The 17638-nt window shown below is 65.3% G+C and carries 17 protein-coding genes and 1 tRNA gene; 12 read left to right on the top strand and 6 right to left on the bottom strand.

Annotation, left to right across the window (positions count from 1 at the left end; translation table 11 throughout):
• Positions 1-152: 152 nt before the first annotated feature.
• Entirely contained in the window at positions 153-665 is a 513-nt protein-coding gene (locus K9D25_RS00160) for a c-type cytochrome, methanol metabolism-related (RefSeq protein ID WP_244378101.1), read from the bottom strand.
• A 256-nt stretch (positions 666-921) separates the two neighbouring features.
• The gene (locus K9D25_RS00155) at positions 922-1386 is read right to left on the bottom strand and encodes a hypothetical protein (RefSeq protein WP_244450943.1); all 465 of its coding nucleotides are present in this window, start codon (positions 1384-1386) and stop codon (positions 922-924) included.
• 463 nt (positions 1387-1849) lie between these two features.
• Between K9D25_RS00155 and K9D25_RS00150 the strand changes: the two genes are divergently transcribed.
• On the top strand, positions 1850-2014 hold the full coding sequence (locus K9D25_RS00150; protein WP_244378100.1) for a hypothetical protein: 165 nt from the start codon (positions 1850-1852) through the stop codon (positions 2012-2014).
• 23 nt (positions 2015-2037) lie between these two features.
• On the opposite strand, the gene K9D25_RS00145 is transcribed toward K9D25_RS00150, so the two are convergent.
• On the bottom strand, positions 2038-2793 hold the full coding sequence (locus K9D25_RS00145; RefSeq protein WP_279613765.1) for an alpha/beta fold hydrolase: 756 nt from the start codon (positions 2791-2793) through the stop codon (positions 2038-2040).
• Positions 2794-3109: 316 nt separating this feature from the next.
• Between K9D25_RS00145 and K9D25_RS00140 the strand changes: the two genes are divergently transcribed.
• From K9D25_RS00140 to K9D25_RS00130, 3 genes are read left to right on the top strand one after another with little or no spacing between them, the layout of a single operon-like run.
• Complete coding sequence (locus tag K9D25_RS00140; protein WP_244378098.1) at positions 3110-4087, top strand: HlyD family secretion protein; 978 nt, start codon at positions 3110-3112, stop codon at positions 4085-4087.
• Positions 4084-5061, top strand: a complete 978-nt coding sequence (locus K9D25_RS00135) for an ABC transporter ATP-binding protein (RefSeq protein WP_244378094.1) — start codon at positions 4084-4086, stop codon at positions 5059-5061. The genes K9D25_RS00140 and K9D25_RS00135 overlap by 4 nt, the downstream gene beginning before the upstream one ends.
• Before the next feature lie 38 nt (positions 5062-5099).
• Positions 5100-6212, top strand: a complete 1113-nt coding sequence (locus K9D25_RS00130) for an ABC transporter permease (protein ID WP_244378092.1) — start codon at positions 5100-5102, stop codon at positions 6210-6212.
• A 15-nt stretch (positions 6213-6227) separates the two neighbouring features.
• Here K9D25_RS00130 and K9D25_RS00125 read toward each other — a convergent pair whose 3' ends face one another.
• Together K9D25_RS00125 and K9D25_RS00120 are read right to left on the bottom strand one after the other, a co-directional pair.
• Positions 6228-6722: a lasso peptide biosynthesis B2 protein gene (locus K9D25_RS00125; protein ID WP_244378090.1), complete on the bottom strand. Its 495-nt coding sequence runs from the start codon at positions 6720-6722 to the stop codon at positions 6228-6230.
• 160 nt (positions 6723-6882) lie between these two features.
• Positions 6883-7572, bottom strand: coding sequence for a FadR/GntR family transcriptional regulator (locus tag K9D25_RS00120; protein WP_244378088.1), 690 nt, complete (start codon positions 7570-7572; stop codon positions 6883-6885).
• Positions 7573-7754: 182 nt separating this feature from the next.
• Here K9D25_RS00120 and K9D25_RS00115 point away from each other — a divergent pair, with 182 nt between their 5' ends.
• From K9D25_RS00115 to K9D25_RS00095, 5 genes are read left to right on the top strand one after another with little or no spacing between them, the layout of a single operon-like run.
• The gene (locus K9D25_RS00115; RefSeq protein WP_244378086.1) at positions 7755-8759 is read left to right on the top strand and encodes an ABC transporter substrate-binding protein; all 1005 of its coding nucleotides are present in this window, start codon (positions 7755-7757) and stop codon (positions 8757-8759) included.
• 10 nt (positions 8760-8769) lie between these two features.
• Complete coding sequence (locus K9D25_RS00110; protein WP_244378084.1) at positions 8770-9600, top strand: ABC transporter permease; 831 nt, start codon at positions 8770-8772, stop codon at positions 9598-9600.
• Positions 9601-9602: 2 nt separating this feature from the next.
• A complete protein-coding gene (locus tag K9D25_RS00105; RefSeq protein WP_244378082.1) occupies positions 9603-10409 on the top strand; it encodes an ABC transporter ATP-binding protein in 807 nt (268 codons plus the stop codon).
• Positions 10410-10420: 11 nt separating this feature from the next.
• Positions 10421-11173: an ABC transporter permease gene (locus K9D25_RS00100; RefSeq protein ID WP_244378080.1), complete on the top strand. Its 753-nt coding sequence runs from the start codon at positions 10421-10423 to the stop codon at positions 11171-11173.
• On the top strand, positions 11173-11877 hold the full coding sequence (locus tag K9D25_RS00095; RefSeq protein WP_244378078.1) for a fumarylacetoacetate hydrolase family protein: 705 nt from the start codon (positions 11173-11175) through the stop codon (positions 11875-11877). Before K9D25_RS00100 ends, K9D25_RS00095 begins: the two co-directional genes overlap by 1 nt.
• Before the next feature lie 129 nt (positions 11878-12006).
• On the opposite strand, the gene K9D25_RS00090 is transcribed toward K9D25_RS00095, so the two are convergent.
• Positions 12007-14136, bottom strand: coding sequence for a DEAD/DEAH box helicase (locus tag K9D25_RS00090; protein ID WP_244378076.1), 2130 nt, complete (start codon positions 14134-14136; stop codon positions 12007-12009).
• A 363-nt stretch (positions 14137-14499) separates the two neighbouring features.
• Between K9D25_RS00090 and K9D25_RS00085 the strand changes: the two genes are divergently transcribed.
• From K9D25_RS00085 to K9D25_RS00075, 3 genes are all read left to right on the top strand, one after another.
• Complete coding sequence (locus K9D25_RS00085) at positions 14500-15915, top strand: MFS transporter (RefSeq protein WP_244378074.1); 1416 nt, start codon at positions 14500-14502, stop codon at positions 15913-15915.
• Between the two features lie 140 nt (positions 15916-16055).
• On the top strand, positions 16056-17177 hold the full coding sequence (locus K9D25_RS00080; protein ID WP_244378072.1) for a YheC/YheD family protein: 1122 nt from the start codon (positions 16056-16058) through the stop codon (positions 17175-17177).
• Between the two features lie 110 nt (positions 17178-17287).
• Positions 17288-17361 (top strand) — tRNA-Gly (locus tag K9D25_RS00075).
• The last annotated feature ends 277 nt before the right edge of the window (positions 17362-17638 follow it).

Raw genomic sequence — 17638 nt, 5'->3', positions numbered from 1 at the left:
CGGAGGACAGAATGCCATCCCACGACCCGCCGGGCTGGCGACGCGGATAAAGGCAGCCTCGCCTCACAGGTCCGTTCGAATCGGACCCTCACGGCGAATGCGACGCAGACTAGCATCGGGCAGACCTAGGCATCACGCTACCGTAAGAACGCCTAGCCGAGGCATGCATCCTCGCGGGCGGTGTAGCCGGCCGGCCGCGGCGCGCTGTTCGCCGGCTGGCCCCGCCCGAGGGCGCCATCCGACCGGGCGCGGAGATAGACGAAAATGGCGTCGATGAAGCACATCACATTCGGATTGGTGCCGAAGGCCGGCATCACCAGATCCTGGCTCGCGCTCACATTCTGCTTGCCGTTGGTGACGGTGTCGATGAACTGGCTGTAGTTCAGGGACTGCAGCGCGTCGGTCAGCGAGGGGGCGAAGCTGGAGCCAAGGCCGTCCGGGCCATGGCACTGCAGGCAGTTGGCGGTGTAACGGAGGTAGCCGATCGACGTATACCAGTCGACCGTTCCATCCTTGCCGATCTGGTAGGTGGGGTTGCCCTGGGCGTCGCTGTACAGGCCATCGGTGGAACTGGCCGCGGAGGGATCACCCGAGGGGTCGGCCAAGGCTGTGCTGATCAGCAGAACAAGGCCGGCGGCGATAGCCGCGCTCGTGCGAGCAGGCATGCGATCCTCCCGCTCCGCCGTCTTGTTGTGTCGTGGCGCGGTCGGAGCAGGCCATGCTCCTTCGGACGAGGCGGCCGGTCAAGCCAAGCCGGCTGGGGCGAGATGCGGCGCTTGGCGATCTGTCCGAGCGGAGGTGATTTTCACCTCGGGGATAGAGGCGGCCATCCCAGCAACGAGCGCGCCGCGACTCATGCATGCGGGGAAATAGGTGGGCGCACTGAGATGCACCCAAGCCGCCGAGGTCAGCGTTTCAGGCTCAGGGGCTGACGGGAATGATGATGACGCTGCTGCCGCCGTTGTCGATGGTGGAGAGCGCCGCGGCGAGGCCACCGCCGGCCGCCAGCATGCCGCCAATAGCGAGGCCCGGGTTCCCGCCCGAATTGGTCACGCCGAAGCCGCAGCCGGGAGCGCGCAGTGTTTCGGTGGTGGAGCTGGGAATGGTGACCGTCCGGTTGTCGCCGAAATCGACGACGGCATTGCCCTGGCCGCGCACGGAGACCTTGTCGCCCGTCTTCAGCGACGTACCGATCACGCCCGGCGTAAAGCCGTTGCCCTTGTCGATCATGACCGAGCCGGCAGCCGAGGCCAACCGGCCAGCGGTCTGGCACGCATCCTGGGCGGCAGCGGCACCGGCCGCGCCGAACGAAAGAGCAGCCACAGCCGCCATCGACAACACAATTCGCATCAGAGCCCCTTGAGTTTCGAAGACACAGAGTGCCACCGCCAAACCCTAGCACCTCATAACACAGATCGCTCTGTAGAAAACTACCGTTGGGAAAGTGACGCGAATGAAGGCAGGGTCTTTCTCTCTGTCGCAGGTTGCAGGCCGCGTTTTCTCGCGTGCGGTGATCTAAAAAGTATTTTTTTACAATGCCTTCCATGTCTCTCTGCGCGTTGTGGCCCTAAGGCAACAGCGCTTCTGTTTTGACCCGCGCGGGTTTGCCCTTCGGCTATCGCGACGAATCGCGTCGCACCCTTCAGGAGTCCTGGCGCCCGCATGGAACCCGCAACCGTCTCGGATCGCTCCCCGCCGGGAAAGGAAGACGGGCCCTGGGCCCGCTCGAAATGAAGGGCTGGATTTCACCCGGCGCCCCAGCCTATAGCCAAGGCGAACAGGCTTTGAGGGGGCGCGCGAGATGGCTGGCGAGGAGTTGCGGGCGATTCTGTGTCGGCTGGAGACGGGCATGGTTCTCACCGTGCCGGACAGTTGGATCGACAAGACGATCCCCGGCTCGCATGTCAGCCGCGCCCGCCTCGTCGCCGAAATCGCCCGGCAGTATTACTGCACGCATTATCAGGATTTCGGCTCACAGCGCTTCGAGAAGCAGGAAGTCGCGTTCACAGGTTGATCCCAAGGGAGCGTGGCGACCCGTCACGGAGTCGGCTGCGCTTCCGACGTCATCGACGGCCGAGCCGGCCGCTCCTTGCGAAGCGTGCGCTCTAGCACGGCATTGAAAGCGGCCGGCGTCTCGATCATCGGGCAGTGCCCGGCGTCGGCGATGGCGTGCAGATGCAGGAAGGGATTGGTCAGCGCCAATTCCCGCCAGGGGTCGATGGGCGTCACCCGGTCGTGCAGACCCCAGATCAGGTGAGTATCCACCGCCACCCCGCCGATGAACTCGCGTACGTCGATCTTCTGCAGCGACCGCAGGATGGAGATGCCCATCATGAAGCACTGCCGATTCGCGATCGCGCGAAAAGTGGTCTCGACCATCTGCGGGTCGACGCGTGAAGGGTCGTGAAAGAGTTCACGGGATATTTTGTGAGCATAATCCAGCGACAGGATCCGGCTGACGCCGAGGCCAAGCGTCACGTTCTCTCCCGCTCCGGGGCAGCCGCTGACAAAGGCCTGTCTTACATTGAAGGCCGGGTCGCTGGCCAAAGCTAGCCCGATGTACCCGCCCATCGAGTTTCCGAATACCACTATTTCCTGCGATCGGTATTGGTGTAGGGCGTCCTTAACGAATCTTATGAGGCTAGGGACTGTATTGTTGTTCTTTCCGAATTTGACGAAGGGGTCGTCGAATACGATAGGCTCGTACCCTTTTTCTCTCATTATTTCGATCTGGGCGGACCAGATCCACGAGCCGGCAAACAGACCCGGCAGAAAAACCGCAACTGATGACATCCTTCGCCCCCCGGCGATGCATAAGGATCAACTACAAAGCATTTCCCGGGCCAAGTCCCGGGAGCGGCTGTTCTTACACCGGAACGATGGCAGCCGATCAGTGACTTTTTTTGGCTGAATCGCGATAGCGGAAGGATAAAGCTGCGGGTGCCGCTGGAAATCGGGTAGGGAAAATGATCGTATGATGAAGCTCCCTATCTCGGCGTGTTCGCACAAGATGTCGCGGCCGGATACTTTCCGGTCACCGCCGGCCGGGCGGGGGAGCGCCGGACTGACCGCGAGACGGGATCTCGTGAGCCTCGCCACTGGGGGTAGGATGACGCTGCCTTTCCGCCTACCCACCAATGTCGTCGTCCTCATTCTTACCCTCGTCCTGTTTTCACTCGCCGCCCTGTTCGTCGTCTCCCGGCCCGGCGGGTATCAGGGCTATGCGGAGGCCGATTTCATCTTTGTCGGGCCGGACGAGGCGGGCCGCATCGTTGAGCTGAGCGTGGATGAAGGCGACGTGGTCACCACGGGAATGCCGCTTTTCACCGTTGATGCCGACATTCAACAGGCGAATGTGAAGGCGGCGGAAGCGAGCCTGGGGCAGGCGCTTTCCCAGCTCGCCAACATCAAAGCGTCGACCCAGCGGCCCGAAGAAGTGGCCGTGCTTGAGGCCGGCGAGAGGCGGGCCGCCGCCGCGCTCGAACTTTCCCGCCTTGAACTGGAGCGCCAGAAAGATCTGCAGTCCAAGCAGGTTTCTTCCAAGGCGGCGCTGGACACCGCGCAGCAGACCTTCAACCAGAACGAGGCGTCGCTGGACGAAGTGCGCCGCCAGATCGAGGCCGCGAAGCTCGCCGGCCGCGACGAGGAAATCGCCGCCGCCGAAAAGGCGGTGGATGCGGCCCGCGCCTCCCTGGCGGTGGCGCAGGTGCGGCTGGACCGGCGACGCATGTCCGCACCCGTGAGCGGCACGTTGGAGACGGTGTATTTTCGCGTGGGCGAGCTGGTGCCGGCGGGCCGGCCCGTGGTGTCGATCCTGCCGCCCGATCTGATCAAGGTCCGGTTCTTCGTGCCGGAACCGGCCCTTGCGCAGTTTCACATGGGCCGCGCGGTGACGGTGAGTTGCGATGGTTGTGCCGAGCCGATCGACGCCACCGTCAGTTTCATCGCCAGCAGCGCGGAATACACGCCGCCGGTGATTTACAGTCTCGATGAGCGCTCCAAGCTGGTGTTCCTGCTGGAAGCCAAGCCGCGGGACCCTTCCAAGCTGCGCCCCGGGCAGCCGGTCACCGTCGAGATCGCGCCATGAGCGCGCGGGCGGAGGGGGAGCAGGCGGAAGTGCCCCTGGCCGCGGAGGGCGAGAACGACTACGCCATCGACGTGCACGGCCTCAGCAAGAGTTTTGGCGGCCACCGCGTCGTGCACGATCTTTCGATGCGGGTCCGGCGCGGCCAGATCTATGGCTTTCTCGGGCCCAACGGTTCCGGCAAGACCACCACCATTCGCATGCTCTGCGGGCTGCTGACGCCGGATGAGGGGCAGGGCACCTGCCTCGGCATGGACATCCTCACCGAAGGCCGCCGAATCCGTCGCCATGTCGGCTACATGACGCAGAGATTCAGTCTCTATGCGGATCTCTCCGTGCGGGAGAACCTTGAATTCGTTGCCCGAATCTATGGCGTGCCCGATGCCGAGACGGCGGCGGAAGAGGCCATCGCCGCGCTCGGACTGCAGGGGCGCGAGCGGCAACTGGCCGGGAGCCTCTCCGGCGGCTGGAAGCAGCGTCTCGCTCTTGGTGCGTGCATCCTGCCCCGGCCCCAGTTGCTCTTGCTGGATGAGCCGACCGCCGGCGTCGATCCCAAGGCCCGGCGCGAGTTCTGGGCGCAGATTCACGATTTGGCAGCGGAAGGTGTCACGGTGCTCGTCTCCACCCATTACATGGACGAGGCCGAGCGCTGCCACGAGATCGCCTATATCGCCTATGGAGAATTGCTGGCGCAGGGCAGCGTGGAGCAGGTGGTCGCCGACTCGGCCCTCCACATGTGGCGTGTCACCGGTCCCGATCCTGCGGCGCTGGCGCGCGAATTGATGGCGGTGCCGGCTTTCGAGCTGGTCGCTCCATTCGGCACGAGCGTGCATGTGGGCGGGCGCGACCGGGAGGCGCTGGAGCGCGCCATCGCCGGTCTCCGTGGCCGGGACGATCTCGTCTGGCGCGCTGACAGCCCAAGCCTTGAGGATGTGTTCATCGACCTGATCAACCGCTCGAAGGGCAAGGTCCGGTGAGAGGCGCGGCCGGTTCCCTGCGCCGCATGGGCGCGATGATGCGCAAGGAATTCATCCAGCTGCTGCGCGACCGCGTCTCCTTCGCCGCGATGGTGTCGATCCCTCTCCTGCAGCTGATCTTGTTCGGCTATGCCATCAATACCACGCCGCGCCATTTGCCGACCGCCGTGCTCGCCTATGACCAATCGGCGCTGACCCGCGCCATCCTCGCGGCGATCGAGAACACCCAGTATTTCGCCATCACCCACCATCCCTTGAACGAGGCGGAGGCCGAGCACTTGCTGCGCTCGGGGCAGGTCCTGTTCGTGGTGGAGATTCCCGCCGGCTTCGAGCGCGCGGTGCGGCGCGGAGAGAGCCCGGCGCTGCTCGTGTCGGCCGACGCGACCGATCCTGTCGCCTCGACAAGCGCGCTCGCGGCACTGGGGCGTCTGGTGGAAACCTCGGTCCGCCGCGAACGTTTCAACCTTGACGACGCGCCCGAGGGCAGCGGGCTGGAGACCGCCCCGCCTCCCTTCGAGTTCCGCACCCATCCCCGCTACAACCCCGCCGCCGTCACCCAGCTGAACATCGTTCCGGGCCTGCTCGGCACGATCCTCACCATGACCATGCTCATTTTCACCGCGCTCTCCGTGACGCGGGAGGTGGAGCGCGGGACCATGGAGACTCTGCTCGCCATGCCCATCCGGCCGGTGGAGATCATGGTGGGCAAGATCGCTCCCTATGTCATGGTCGGGGCGCTGCAGGCGGCGATGATCCTTGGCGCGGCGGTGGTGCAGTTCCAGGTGCCGGTCGTGGGCAATCTCGTCCTCCTCATCGTCCTGACCGGCCTGTTCATCCTCACCAACCTGGCGATTGGTTACACCTTCTCCACCCTGGCGCAGAACCAGCTGCAAGCGGTGCAGATGACCTTCATGTATTTCCTGCCCAACATCCTGCTGTCCGGCTTCATGTTTCCCTTCGCCGGCATGCCGACATGGGCGCAATGGATCGCCGAGGCGCTGCCGCTGACCCACTATCTGCGTGTCGTGCGGGGCATTCTGCTGAAGGGGGCAACCTCGGCCGACCTGGCGCAGAGCATTCTGGGGCTGAGCGCGATCATGATCGTGGCGATGGTCATTGCCGTCACGCGCTTCCGGCAGACGCTGGACTGACCGGTCGCGTGGCGGTCAGTGCGCGTGGCCGTCGCCGAACATGTCGCCGGCCCGCTCAGCTGGGGGAAAGGTGGCGACAAGGGTGAACTGGTCGGCATTCTCGGTGCCGATCACGTCAAGGGCGCCCGCGCGCACCCATAAATGCGCCGCCAGCCGGCCTTCCCTGTCTTTCGCGACGCCATAATGAAGTGTCGTCGCCACGCCGCGCCGCCGCAGCAGCACCCGCGCGGTGAGGCCCTGCTCAAGGCACATGGCCCGGAACGGCACACGGCGCGCCACGGCGCGGACGGCCCAGCGGGTGCGGCCGATGATGTGCGCGGGTGTATCGTCGGCACGCGGTGTCGTCGGTCGTGCGGCCGCAAGACGAACCACATGGCGGAAGGGCAGGGTGACAAGCGCCAGCCGGGCGAGGCTGATCACCACCAGCGCTTCCGCCAGTAGCGCCCGGTCACGCCAACGCAGTCGCCACCAGCGGGCGGCAAGCGCCGCTGGCCGGCGTGCGCTGCTCACGGGGCGATCTTCTGCCGGCAGGCGGATGCGGCGGTCCGTCTCGCCCTTGCGCCGTTCCACACGGTCGGATGCCTCTATGCTCTTGGCCGCCGGCCCGGCGCCGACAGCACATCCAATGTCGACGCCGTTGTTTTATCAAGCCCGCTGCGACGGTTCGGCCTCACTGCCGGTCGAGAAGCTTGCGCTCGACGGTCTGCAGATGCCCGCGCATGCAGGAGGCGGCGGCGGCGATGTCGCGCTGCTCGATGGCGTCGACGATCGCCTCATGCTCGGCGAAGCTGTGATGGTTGGGCAGGGGCTTCACCGGCTCGGTGCGCAGCCGGCCCCATGTCACCGCGCGGCGGACCGCGTTCAGCGTGTCGAACAGGCCGAGAAGCAGCGTGTTCTGCGACGCTTCGGCGATGGTGCGGTGCAGGCGCGTGTCCCAAGCCTCATACTGGCGCCAGGTTTCCGCCTGACGCGAGCGCGCCAGGCACATGCGCATTTCCGCGATGTCTTCCGGGGTCGCGGTAAAGGCGGCGGCACGGCAGATCTCCGGTTCCATCACGATGCGCGCCCGCATCACCTCGGCCGGATTGCTGCGCCGCGCCAGGGCCGCGATGTCGGCGAAGGTGTCCAGCGGCCGGCTGCCCATGAAGGTGCCCTTGCCGACATGGCGCCAGAGCTGGCCTTCCGCCTCCAGCACGTCGAGCGCCTTGCGCAGTTCGGTCCGCGAGACACCCAGCGCGGTTGACAACTCGCGCTCGGGCGGCAGGCGGCCATCATCCGGCAGCTCGATCTGGGCGAGATAGGCGCGCAGTTGCGTGACGATACCTTTTTCGAGGTGGGTGTCCGCGGCAGGATTAAGCATGGGAGTCGGATCAACCAAATTGCGAATTGGTTCATTCTATGGCGCCATCAAGTCGTGTGGTCAAGCCGATCCGGCCTTGACCGGTCACATCAGCCAATATAAACCAAAATGAAATTGGTATCCGACCTCGCGGGTCGGGCAAGCGGCGGATTGAACCGCTCGGCTCTCATGGGAGACTGAAAATGCTCAAGGAAATCACCAGAAAACTGCGCGATCTTTCCGGCGTGGCGGTCGCGGTCGGTATCGGCCTTGCCCTGTCCGCGCCCTCGCAGGCGGAGGCGAAGGTCCGCGTCGCCTATGGCGACATTGCCTCGGTCGAGAACCTGCACCTGCTCGCCGCCTTCGAGCTCGCCAAGGAGCGCGGCGTCGACATCGAGATGACCTATCTGAAGTCCGAGGACATCGCCGCCCAGGCGGTGGTGAGCGGGCAGGCGGATATCGGCGTCGGCGGTCCCTATGCGCTGATGCAGAAGGTGAAGGTGCCGGTGCGCATCTTCCTGCAGCTCTCCACCCTGCGCTTCTATCCGGCTGTGAACGCCGAGTTCTACAAGACCTGGAAGGACCTCAACGGCCAGGAAGTCGCCGTGCATTCGCGCGGTTCCGGCACCGAGGCCATCATGAAGCTGATGGAGGAGAAGCAGGGCATCAAGTTCTCCAAGATCAGCTACATCCCCGGCTCGGAAGTGCGCACCGGCGCACTGCTGCAGGGCAACGTCAAGGCGACGATCGTGGATTCGGCCGGCCGCCGGCTGCTGCAGGAAAAGGCGCCGGGCAAGTTCATCATCCTGCCGCTCGACGGCATCAACGCCACGGATGAGGCGCTGTTCGCCCGCCAGGACTTCCTCGACAAGAATCCCAAGGACGTGGACATCATCGTCGAGTCGGTGCTGACCACCTGGCGCGAAGTGACCAAGAACCCGGCGGTCGTCGCCGAGTGGCGCGCCAAGTACAAGCTGCTGCCGGATCTCCCGGCCGATCAGGTGGCGGAGATCACCCCCTACTTCACCGAGCTTGCCGAGGGTAAGGCGTTCCCGCTCAATGGCGGCGGCGAGGCGGCGGCCAAGGACGATTTTGCCTTCTACACGCTCTCGGGCCAGCTTCAGGGCGACCCCAAGACCCTGAAGGTCGAGGATTTCTGGGCGCTCGAGCCGCTGAACCGCGCGCTCGCCAAGGTCGGCACGAACTGAGGCCGGCGGGATGACCTATCCGGTCCAGGCGAACGGCTCCTCGCGAGCCGTTCCTCCCTCCGAGGCTTCCTTCTTCTGGAGGAAGCTCTCGGAGCACCGCACCGCTCTCTGGCGCCTGGCGTCGGTCGGGCTTTTCTTCCTCATCTGGGAAATCGCCGGGCGTATCCCGATCAGCTTCGCCTTCCCGACCTTTCTGGAGACGCTGAACGCCTTCGTGACGATGACGCTCGACGGCTCCTTCGCCGCGGCCTATGCCGAGACGTTGCAGCCGCTGGTGATCGGCATTGCCGTTTCCGCCGTCATCGGCATTGGCCTCGGCATCGTCATGGGCCTGTCGCGCTTTGCGGAATGGCTGGTGGCGCCGGTGTTCATCGTGCTTCAGGCCGCGCCGATGGCGGCGCTGATCCCGCTGATCACTTTCGTCTACGGCATCGGCCTGGTGTCGAAGACCCTGGCGGTGATCATGCTGGCTTTGCCGGTGATCGTGCTCAATGGCTACAAGGCGGTGCGCAACGCCAACCCCTCGCTGGTCGCCATGTGCTACTCGTTCCAGGGCAATCTGTGGCAGCGCATCACCAAGATCATCATCCCCGATGCCAGCCCGGTGATCTTCGCCGGCCTGCGCCTCGGCCTCGCCGCCGGCTTTATCGGCGTGATCCTGGCGGAGCTTCTCATCACCCCGACGGGGATCGGCGACCTCATCACCTATCACCGCTCGGTGGCCAATTATGCCGAGATGTATGCGGCCGTGGTCTCCATCATCCTTGTGTCCACCCTGACGCTCGCCGCGCTTGAGGCTTTCGAGCTTCGCGTGCTGCGTCCCGAGAAGAAGAGGTCCTGACCATGCGCAACATCACCGCCCAGGCGGCGAGCGCTGCCTCCCGTCCCGCCGGTTCGGATGTCGCGGTCGAAGTGCGCGGCGTCTGCAAGATGTACAATGAGGTGGAGGCCCTGCGGAGCATTGACCTCGACTTCCCCGCGGGCAAGCTGACCACGCTGCTCGGGCCGTCGGGCTGCGGCAAGACCACGCTGCTCAAGATCATCGCCGGCCTGATCCCCGCCACGTCGGGCGAAATCCGGGTGAACGGCAAGACCGTCACCGGCCCGGGCCCGGAACGCGCCTTCGTGTTCCAGGACTTCGCGCTGATGCCGTGGGCAACGGTGATGCGCAACGTCGCCTTCGGCCTTGAACTCAAGGGCATGGGCAAGGACGAGCGCCAGGCGATTGCCGCCAAGTACATCGCCGAAGTGGGGCTGGCGGGGTTCGAGAACAAATACCCGCACGAACTGTCCGGCGGCATGCGCCAGCGCGTCGGCCTTGCCCGCGCCTTCGCGGTGAACGCCGATGTTCTCCTCCTCGACGAACCGTTCTCGGCGGTGGACGAACAGAACCGCCGCAAGTTCCAGGAGGATTTGCTGGAACTGGTCGAGAAGGAGAAGAAGACCTTCATCTTCGTCACGCACTCGATCGAAGAGGCGGTCTATTGCTCGGACCGCATCGTCATTCTCTCGCGGCGCCCCGGCCGGATCGCGCAGATCATTGAGCCGGAGATCGACCGTTCCGCAACGCCGGACGCCATCCGCCGTGACCAGGGCTACCTCGATACGGTCGAGGAAATCTGGCAGGGCCTGAAGCGCTACGTCGACTAGGGGAGGGCGCGATGACCTTGTTTGGATTTCGCGTGCCGATGATGGCGTCGCTGCTGGTGTGGTGCGTCATCTGGGAGATCGTCGGGCGTTCCGGCGCGATGTTCCTCATTCCCCCGCTTTCCGACGTGCTGGTCGCCGCCGTGGCGCTGGTGCAGACGGGAACCTGGCAGGCGGCGGCGCTGACCACGCTGAACAGCTTCCTGCTCGGCATGTTCTTCGCCATCGTGGTCGGCATTGCCATCGGCGTGCTGATGGGGCGTTCGACCACGGCCGACAACCTTCTGGGAATCTGGGTCAATATCTTCGTCTCCGCCCCGCTCTCGGCGCTGGTGCCGGTGCTGATGATCCTGTTCGGTATGGGCGAGACCACGGTCGTGGTGACGGTGTTCCTCTTCGCGGTGTGGATCATCGTGCTCGACACGCGCGCCGGCATTCAGAGCGTGCCCAATTCGCTGCTGGAAATGGGCCGCAGCTACGGCGCCTCCCGCTTCGCGCTCTACAGCAAGATCATCCTGCTGGCGGCGCTGCCGGAAATCCTTGCCGGCATCCGTCTCGGCGTGGTGCGCGGCGTCAAGGGTGTGGTGATCGGCCAGTTGCTGGTGGCCATCATCGGCTATGGCGAATTGTTCGAGCTCTACTCGCGCAATTTCGACATGGAGAATTTCTGGGCCCTCACCATCATCCTCTTCGCGGCGGCGATGGGATTGTCGGCCCTGATCGAAAGCATTGAAAAACGCGTCGACTATTACGCAGGAGTACGCTGATGAACGCGCCTATCGACACTTCCACCTATGTGATTACGCCTCCTGGCATTCCGACGCTGCCCGTCGAAGGCTCGGACAAGCTGTTCCCGATCCACCGCATCTACTGCGTCGGCCGCAACTACGCCGAGCACGCGATCGAGATGGGGCATGATCCCAACAAGGAGCCGCCCTTCTTCTTCCAGAAGAACCCCGACAACGTCATTGTCGACGGCACCTTCCCCTATCCCGACAAGTCCAGCGATGTGCATTACGAGCTGGAAATGCTGGTTGCCATCGGCAAGGGCGGGGTGAACATCCCGGTCGAGTCTGCCCTTGATCACGTCTGGGGCTATGGCGTCGGCCTCGACATGACCCGTCGCGACCTTCAGGGCGAAGCCAAGAAGCTCGGCCGCCCGTGGGAAGTGGGCAAGGCTTTCGAGGCCTCCGCCCCGTGCTCGGCGCTGGTGCCGGCCTCCGCCATCGGCCATCCCGCCGCCGGCAAGGTGTGGCTCAACGTCAACGGCACCCAGCGCCAGGTGGGCGACCTTAACCAGATGATCTGGAAGGTGCCGGAGATGATCTCCTACCTGTCCGGCCTGTTCGAACTGCAGCCCGGCGACGTCATCATGTCCGGCACCCCGGCGGGTGTCGGCGCCATCGTGCGCGGCGATGTGATGGAGGGCGGCGTCGACGGCGTCGGCACGCTCACCGTCAAGGTGGTCTGAACCGTTTCTGGCCGGCACCCGGTCCCGAGCATCGGGTGCTGCCGACGCGTGGATGAACGGGACGCAGCGCGATCGCTGCGTCCCGATTTTCGTTTGTCTTTTTAATGTATTGGCCGAGGCCCGTGCCGGTCAGGGCCGGCGCGGCGGCTTGCTCTTGCCCGGCTTGGTATAGGGTTTCTTGCCCTCCGTGCCCTTGTCGAAGCGCGGCTTGCCTTCCGGCTTTTTGCCTTCGGGCTTCTTGCCCTCAAAGCGGCCCGGCTTTTTGCCTTCAAAGGTTTTCGGGCGCTCGGGGCGCACCGAACGCTCCCTGTCGGCATCCGCCAGCGGGTTCCATTCGCGCTTCTCTGCCCCGCTCTTGCGATGAGCGGTCTTGATGCGCTCGGGCCGGTCGCCCGGCATCGCCTCGCGCCGCGTCCGGCCCTCGACGGTTGCTTCGTGCGCCCGCTCATGGCGTGGCGCCGGCGCGCGCGGAGGCTTGGCGTCGACAGGCGCCTCATAGCGAGGCTTTTCGTGGGCGGACCTGTCATGGGCAGGCTTTTCCCGTTCCGGCCGCGCCCGCTCGGGACGTTCACGTTCGGGACGGTCGCGTTCGGGACGGTCCGTCCGCTCGCGCATCGGCCGCTCGCGGGGCGTGCGGACGAAGCGACCTTCCGGCGGGCCACCGGGCAGAGGTTCGATCACCACATCTCCGCCCTCGACCCGGCGCGCTGCCTTGGCGAAGCGGTCGGCGGCGGCAAGGCTGACCTCAAAAGCGGTTTCCTCGTCGAGAATGCGGATGACGCCGATGTCCTTGCGGGTGACATTGCCGCGCCGGCAGATCAGCGGCAGCAGCCATTTGGGATCGGCATTGCTGCGGCGCCCGACATTGAGCCGGAACCAGGCGCTGCCGCCGCCCGAGGGACCACCGAACTCGCGGTCGGCGGCGCGGTCGCGCACGGCACGCGGCTCGCCGGGGTCGGCCACTTCCTCGGGGGCCGGCAGGCCGGCGCGATAGAGCCGCACCAGCGCGGCGGCCAGGTGCTCGGGCGTATGGGCGGCGAGCAACGTGCGCCCGGCGGAGAGGTCTTCCTCGTTCGGCTCTTCCGTGAGCAGCGCGTCGCCCAGCATGCGCTCATGATCGAGGGCGCGGATTTCTTCTGCCGTCGGCGGGCCGGACCAGACCGGCGCGATGCCGAGCCCGCGCATCAGTTCCTCGGTCCGCCGGCGCCGGAAGGGCGGCACCAGCAAGACGCTCACGCCCTTGCGTCCGGCGCGCCCGGTGCGCCCGCTGCGATGCTGGAGGCTTTCGGCATCATTGGGCAGTTCGGCATGGACGACGAGCCCGAGATTGGGCAGGTCGATGCCGCGCGCGGCCACATCCGTGGCGACGCAGACCCTCGCCCGCCCGTCCCGCAGCGCCTGAAGTGCATGGTTGCGCTCGTTCTGGCTCAACTCGCCGGAGAGCGCGACGGCGGAGAACTGCCGCTCCTGCAGCATGGCGTGCAGCCGCCGCACCGCCTCGCGCGTGTTGCAGAACACGATGGCGGAAGGCGTATCGTAGAAGCGCAGCACATTGACCACGGCGTGGTCGATCTCGGTCGGCGCCACACGGATGGTGCGATATTCGATATCGGCGTGCCCGCCTTCGGCGCTTGCCACCTCGATGCGCAGCGCATCGTTCTGGTAGCGCTTGGCCAGCGTGGTGATGCCGCGCGGCATGGTGGCGGAGAACAGCAGGCTGCGCCGTTCCGGCGGGGTGGCGTCGAGGATGAATTCGAGGTCCTCGCGAAAGCCGAGATCGAGCATCTCATCGGCTTCGTCGAGCACCGCGACCTTCAGCGCGGAGAGATCAAGCCGGCCGCGTTCCAGATGGTCGCGCAGCCGCCCCGGCGTGCCGACGACGATGTGGGCGCCCTGGTTCAACATGCGTTGTTCCTGCCTGGGGTCCATGCCACCGACGCAGGAGACGATGCGGGCGCCGGTCGCGGCATAGAGCCAGCCGAATTCCCGCTGCACCTGAAGCGCCAATTCACGTGTCGGCGCCACCACCAGCGCCAGCGGCGCCGCGGCGGGGGCAAAATGCTCCTCGGGGCCGAGCAGTGTCTCGGCCATGGCGAGCCCATAGGCGACGGTCTTGCCCGATCCGGTCTGCGCCGACACCAGCAGGTCGCGGGTCGCCGCTTCCGGCGCAAGCACGGCGCGCTGAACCGGCGTTGCGCTGGTGTATTCCCGCTCGGCAAGCGCACGGGCGAGCGCCGGGTTGGTCGTCATGAATGTCACGGCAGGTCCGCCTATATCGCAGGTCGTCGGGCGCACAAGCGCCATCCGAGAAGAGCTCTGGGCTTCTCCTTAATCGTGCCGGCGTCACCGCGCTACTGTCACCCGCGCATTCCGGGGTCCAGCCGGGCGCGGAGCCCGCCCCAATAGTCTCGCTGGGGAGCATCAGCCCGGCTATCGGCGCCGTCACGCGACTTTCACGCAAGGTGATGACGTTGCATCTTACCATTGCTTGATGCCGCAGGGATACCGATGCCCCATAAGCCCTTACAGACCCGTCACGAACCTGACATCGGCAGGACCGTTCAACACTATATCGATGAGCGGCCGAGTTGGCCGGACGGAACATTGGTGCCGGTCACCCCAATGACGGCCATGCAGTGGCGCATCTGGGGTCTCGCCGCAGCCGGCAAATTCTTCGAGGGACTGGTCGTCTTCATGACCGGCGTCGCGATGCCGCTGATCGCCAGCGAATTCGGTCTCGACGCGGTCGAGCATGGGGCCGTGGGCGCTGCCTCGCTGGCCGGCATTCTGGTGGGGGCGCTGCTGCTCGGCGGTCTTGCCGATCAGTTCGGCCGTAAGCTCATGTTCATTGCCGAGATGATACTGTTCATCATCTTCCTGGTGTTGCTGTCGGTGGCGCCCAGCTATTCCTGGCTGGTCGTTTTCCTGTTCGGCATCGGTCTGGCGCTCGGCTGCGATTACCCCACGGCGCATCTCATCATTTCCGAAAGCATCCCGAGCAGCGCGCGGGGGCGCCTCGTGCTTGGCGCCTTCGCTTTCCAGGCGGTCGGGGCTCTGGTCGGCACGGGCGTCGGCTATGTGGTCCTTACACTGGATCCCGACGTCACCGCGTGGCGGTGGATGTACGCAGCCGCGATCTTGCCGGCGGCGATTGTGCTGGCCGGTCGCTTCTTCGTCACCGAGAGCGCGCCCTGGCTGTTCGCCCGGGGTCGCAAGCACGAGGCTGAGCGTGAGACCGCCCGCCTGCTGCATCGCAAGCCCGCCTATCCCAAGAAGGTTGTGCTTTCCGCCTCCATCAAGGCCGAGACGGAGAGCAGCGGCTGGATGGCGTTGTTCAACCGGCGCAATCGGCGTGCCACCATTCTCGCGTCGGTGCCATGGTTTCTGCAGGACCTGTCGACATATGGCATCGGCATCTTCACGCCCACCATCCTCGCCGCGGCGCTGGGGCATGACAGCGCCAATGCCCGCAACGTCGCTGAGATCATCCAGAACGACATCTCCGCCGCCCAGGGCGCGGCCATGATCGACGTGCTGCTCATCGTCGGCATCCTCTTCGCGGTAGCGCTCGCCGACAGGGTTGGCCGTGTTCCGCTGCAGATACTCGGCTTTATCGGCTGCGCGGCCGGTCTGCTGATCGCCTCCTTCTCCGCCTATTACGAGGGCACCCTCGCGACGGCCCTCATCTTCGTCGGCTTCATGATGTTCAACTTCATGACCAATCTCGGTCCGAACGCGCAGACCTACCTTCTCGCCGGCGAGGTGTTTCCGACCGCCATTCGCGGCAAGGGCGCTGGCTTCGCCGCCGCCTTCGCCAAGATCGGTGCCGTTCTCACCGCCTTCGGCTTTCCCATCCTCCTCGCCACCATCGGCCAGCAGGCGCTGCTCTATGGGCTGGTGGCGATGTCGCTGCTCGGCGCGGCGGTCACATGGTGGTTCCGCATCGAAACCACGGGCGTCAGTCTCGACGACGTGGGAGGGCGCAGGCACCCGGCCGAGAAAGCGCGGGTGCCGGACAGCATCATCGCTGAAATCTGATCCAAAGCTGCAACTCCCGAAGGGGGCGCTGCCGTCCTCAACGCCGAATTGTCGTAAAGGGCCGGAACTGATACGTCGACGTGACCTTCGATTGTTTGGCCCTGTTGCGGCCGATCACGTCTACGGCAAGGAAAACGAGGGTGGCGACCGATCCAGCGCATTCGGTGCCTGCCGCTTCGGGGGGCGAGAGCGGCTCACCCGTGGCCATCGGACCCGTCGCTCTGGTCGGCCATGGCAGCTTTCACCCCGCGAAGATGCGTCCCGTGCGCCTGCGGGCGTTGCTGGCGGAGGCTGCACTGCAGAGCGTGGATCTCTGCTTCCTGAACAGCTCCGATTGCGAGCCCGCCACCGGCATGGTGCGCGCCTGGAGATGGAGTGTGGAGGGATGGCGGCAAAGCCGTCATCCGCTTCCCCCAGTGGTTGCGATCCTCAACGATCCGGCGACGCGGGAAGAGGCCGAGGTGGAACAATGGCTGCGCGCCTCCTCGACGGCCCTCGGTACCCTGAGACGCGATAAGCTTGGCAATGCGGAGCTTCTGGTCGGCACGCCATGGGAACGGCAGATTATCCCATCCGAATTGCTCGATCCTGGCCGCCACCAATCGCAGTTGGCCGCGTGGCTGGCGGGCGGCGGAATCGTGGTCAAGCCGAATGACGGCATGCGCGGCATCGGCGTGCAGTTCATCATTCCCGCCGGGAGTGGACGATGGGAGATGATCAACGGCGACCGTCGGCACCTGGTGACCACCGACGAGGCCGTTGCGCGAGCAAGCGCGGCGGTCGCCGCGCGCATGGCCTATCGCACCTATGTCGTTCAACGTTACATCGACACGCGTGACGGTAGCGGCCGGCCAGGTACGCTGCGCTCGGAAGTGATGCGTATGCCGGGAGGCGCGTGGGGACTTGTGCGCATCACAGGCCGCATCTCACCGCCGGGCAAGGTGATATCGACCATTTCCCAAGGGGCCTCCTTGATGCCTGTCGAGAGCTATCTCGGCGAGCGAGGGGAGCCAGACATCGACGGGCGCATGCGCCAGATCGAGGCGCTTTCAACCGATCTCGCCGAACGATTGACGGCAAGCGATCCAGCCCATCATTTTGAGTGGGCCTTCGACCTCGCATTGGATCAGGACCGCCTGCTCTGGTTCCTGGAGGCCAATGCCCGGCCGCTGAACTTCGGCGGCGAGTTGGAGCGTGCCACCCATCTCATCGCCTATCTCAAATCGCTTGTCCCGGTAAGCTCGGCTGAACATCGGCCCTAGCAGGGTGATGGCACCGTCACGTTCGGTGCTATTGCCATTCTTCTGTGTGCGCTCATGCCATCGGGGGCTTGAAGAGGCAGCGCGGCGCCCTTAAGGTGCCGCCGGCCTGAGCGGGCGTAGTTCAATGGTAGAACGGCAGCTTCCCAAGCTGCATACGAGGGTTCGATTCCCTTCGCCCGCTCCAATCCCCCTCCCGCTGCGACAGCTGTTGGTGGGAGATCTCGTATTTCCAGCGATTTCGAAGGTGCTCACCGCTTGTCGGTGACAGCCCTTGTCTGCCCGTGGACCTACGGACGAGCCCGGCGCCGGGACTCGGGAGTTCCCCCAGGGGATACGCACCAAATGATGACTGTCACTCCAGGCAAGGTCTCGACGGATTGCGGGACGTGGCGTGTCCACGCGCATGATGGCCCGCTGTGGAGGCCGCGTGCGGGCGCCCATTCGGGCAGTATCGGCTGCTG

It is taken from the genome of Ancylobacter polymorphus (assembly GCF_022836935.1).
GTDB lineage: Bacteria > Pseudomonadota > Alphaproteobacteria > Rhizobiales > Xanthobacteraceae > Ancylobacter > Ancylobacter polymorphus_A.
The sequence above is the reverse complement of the archived record's forward strand: the minus strand, read 5'-3'. Positions and strand labels throughout refer to the sequence as shown.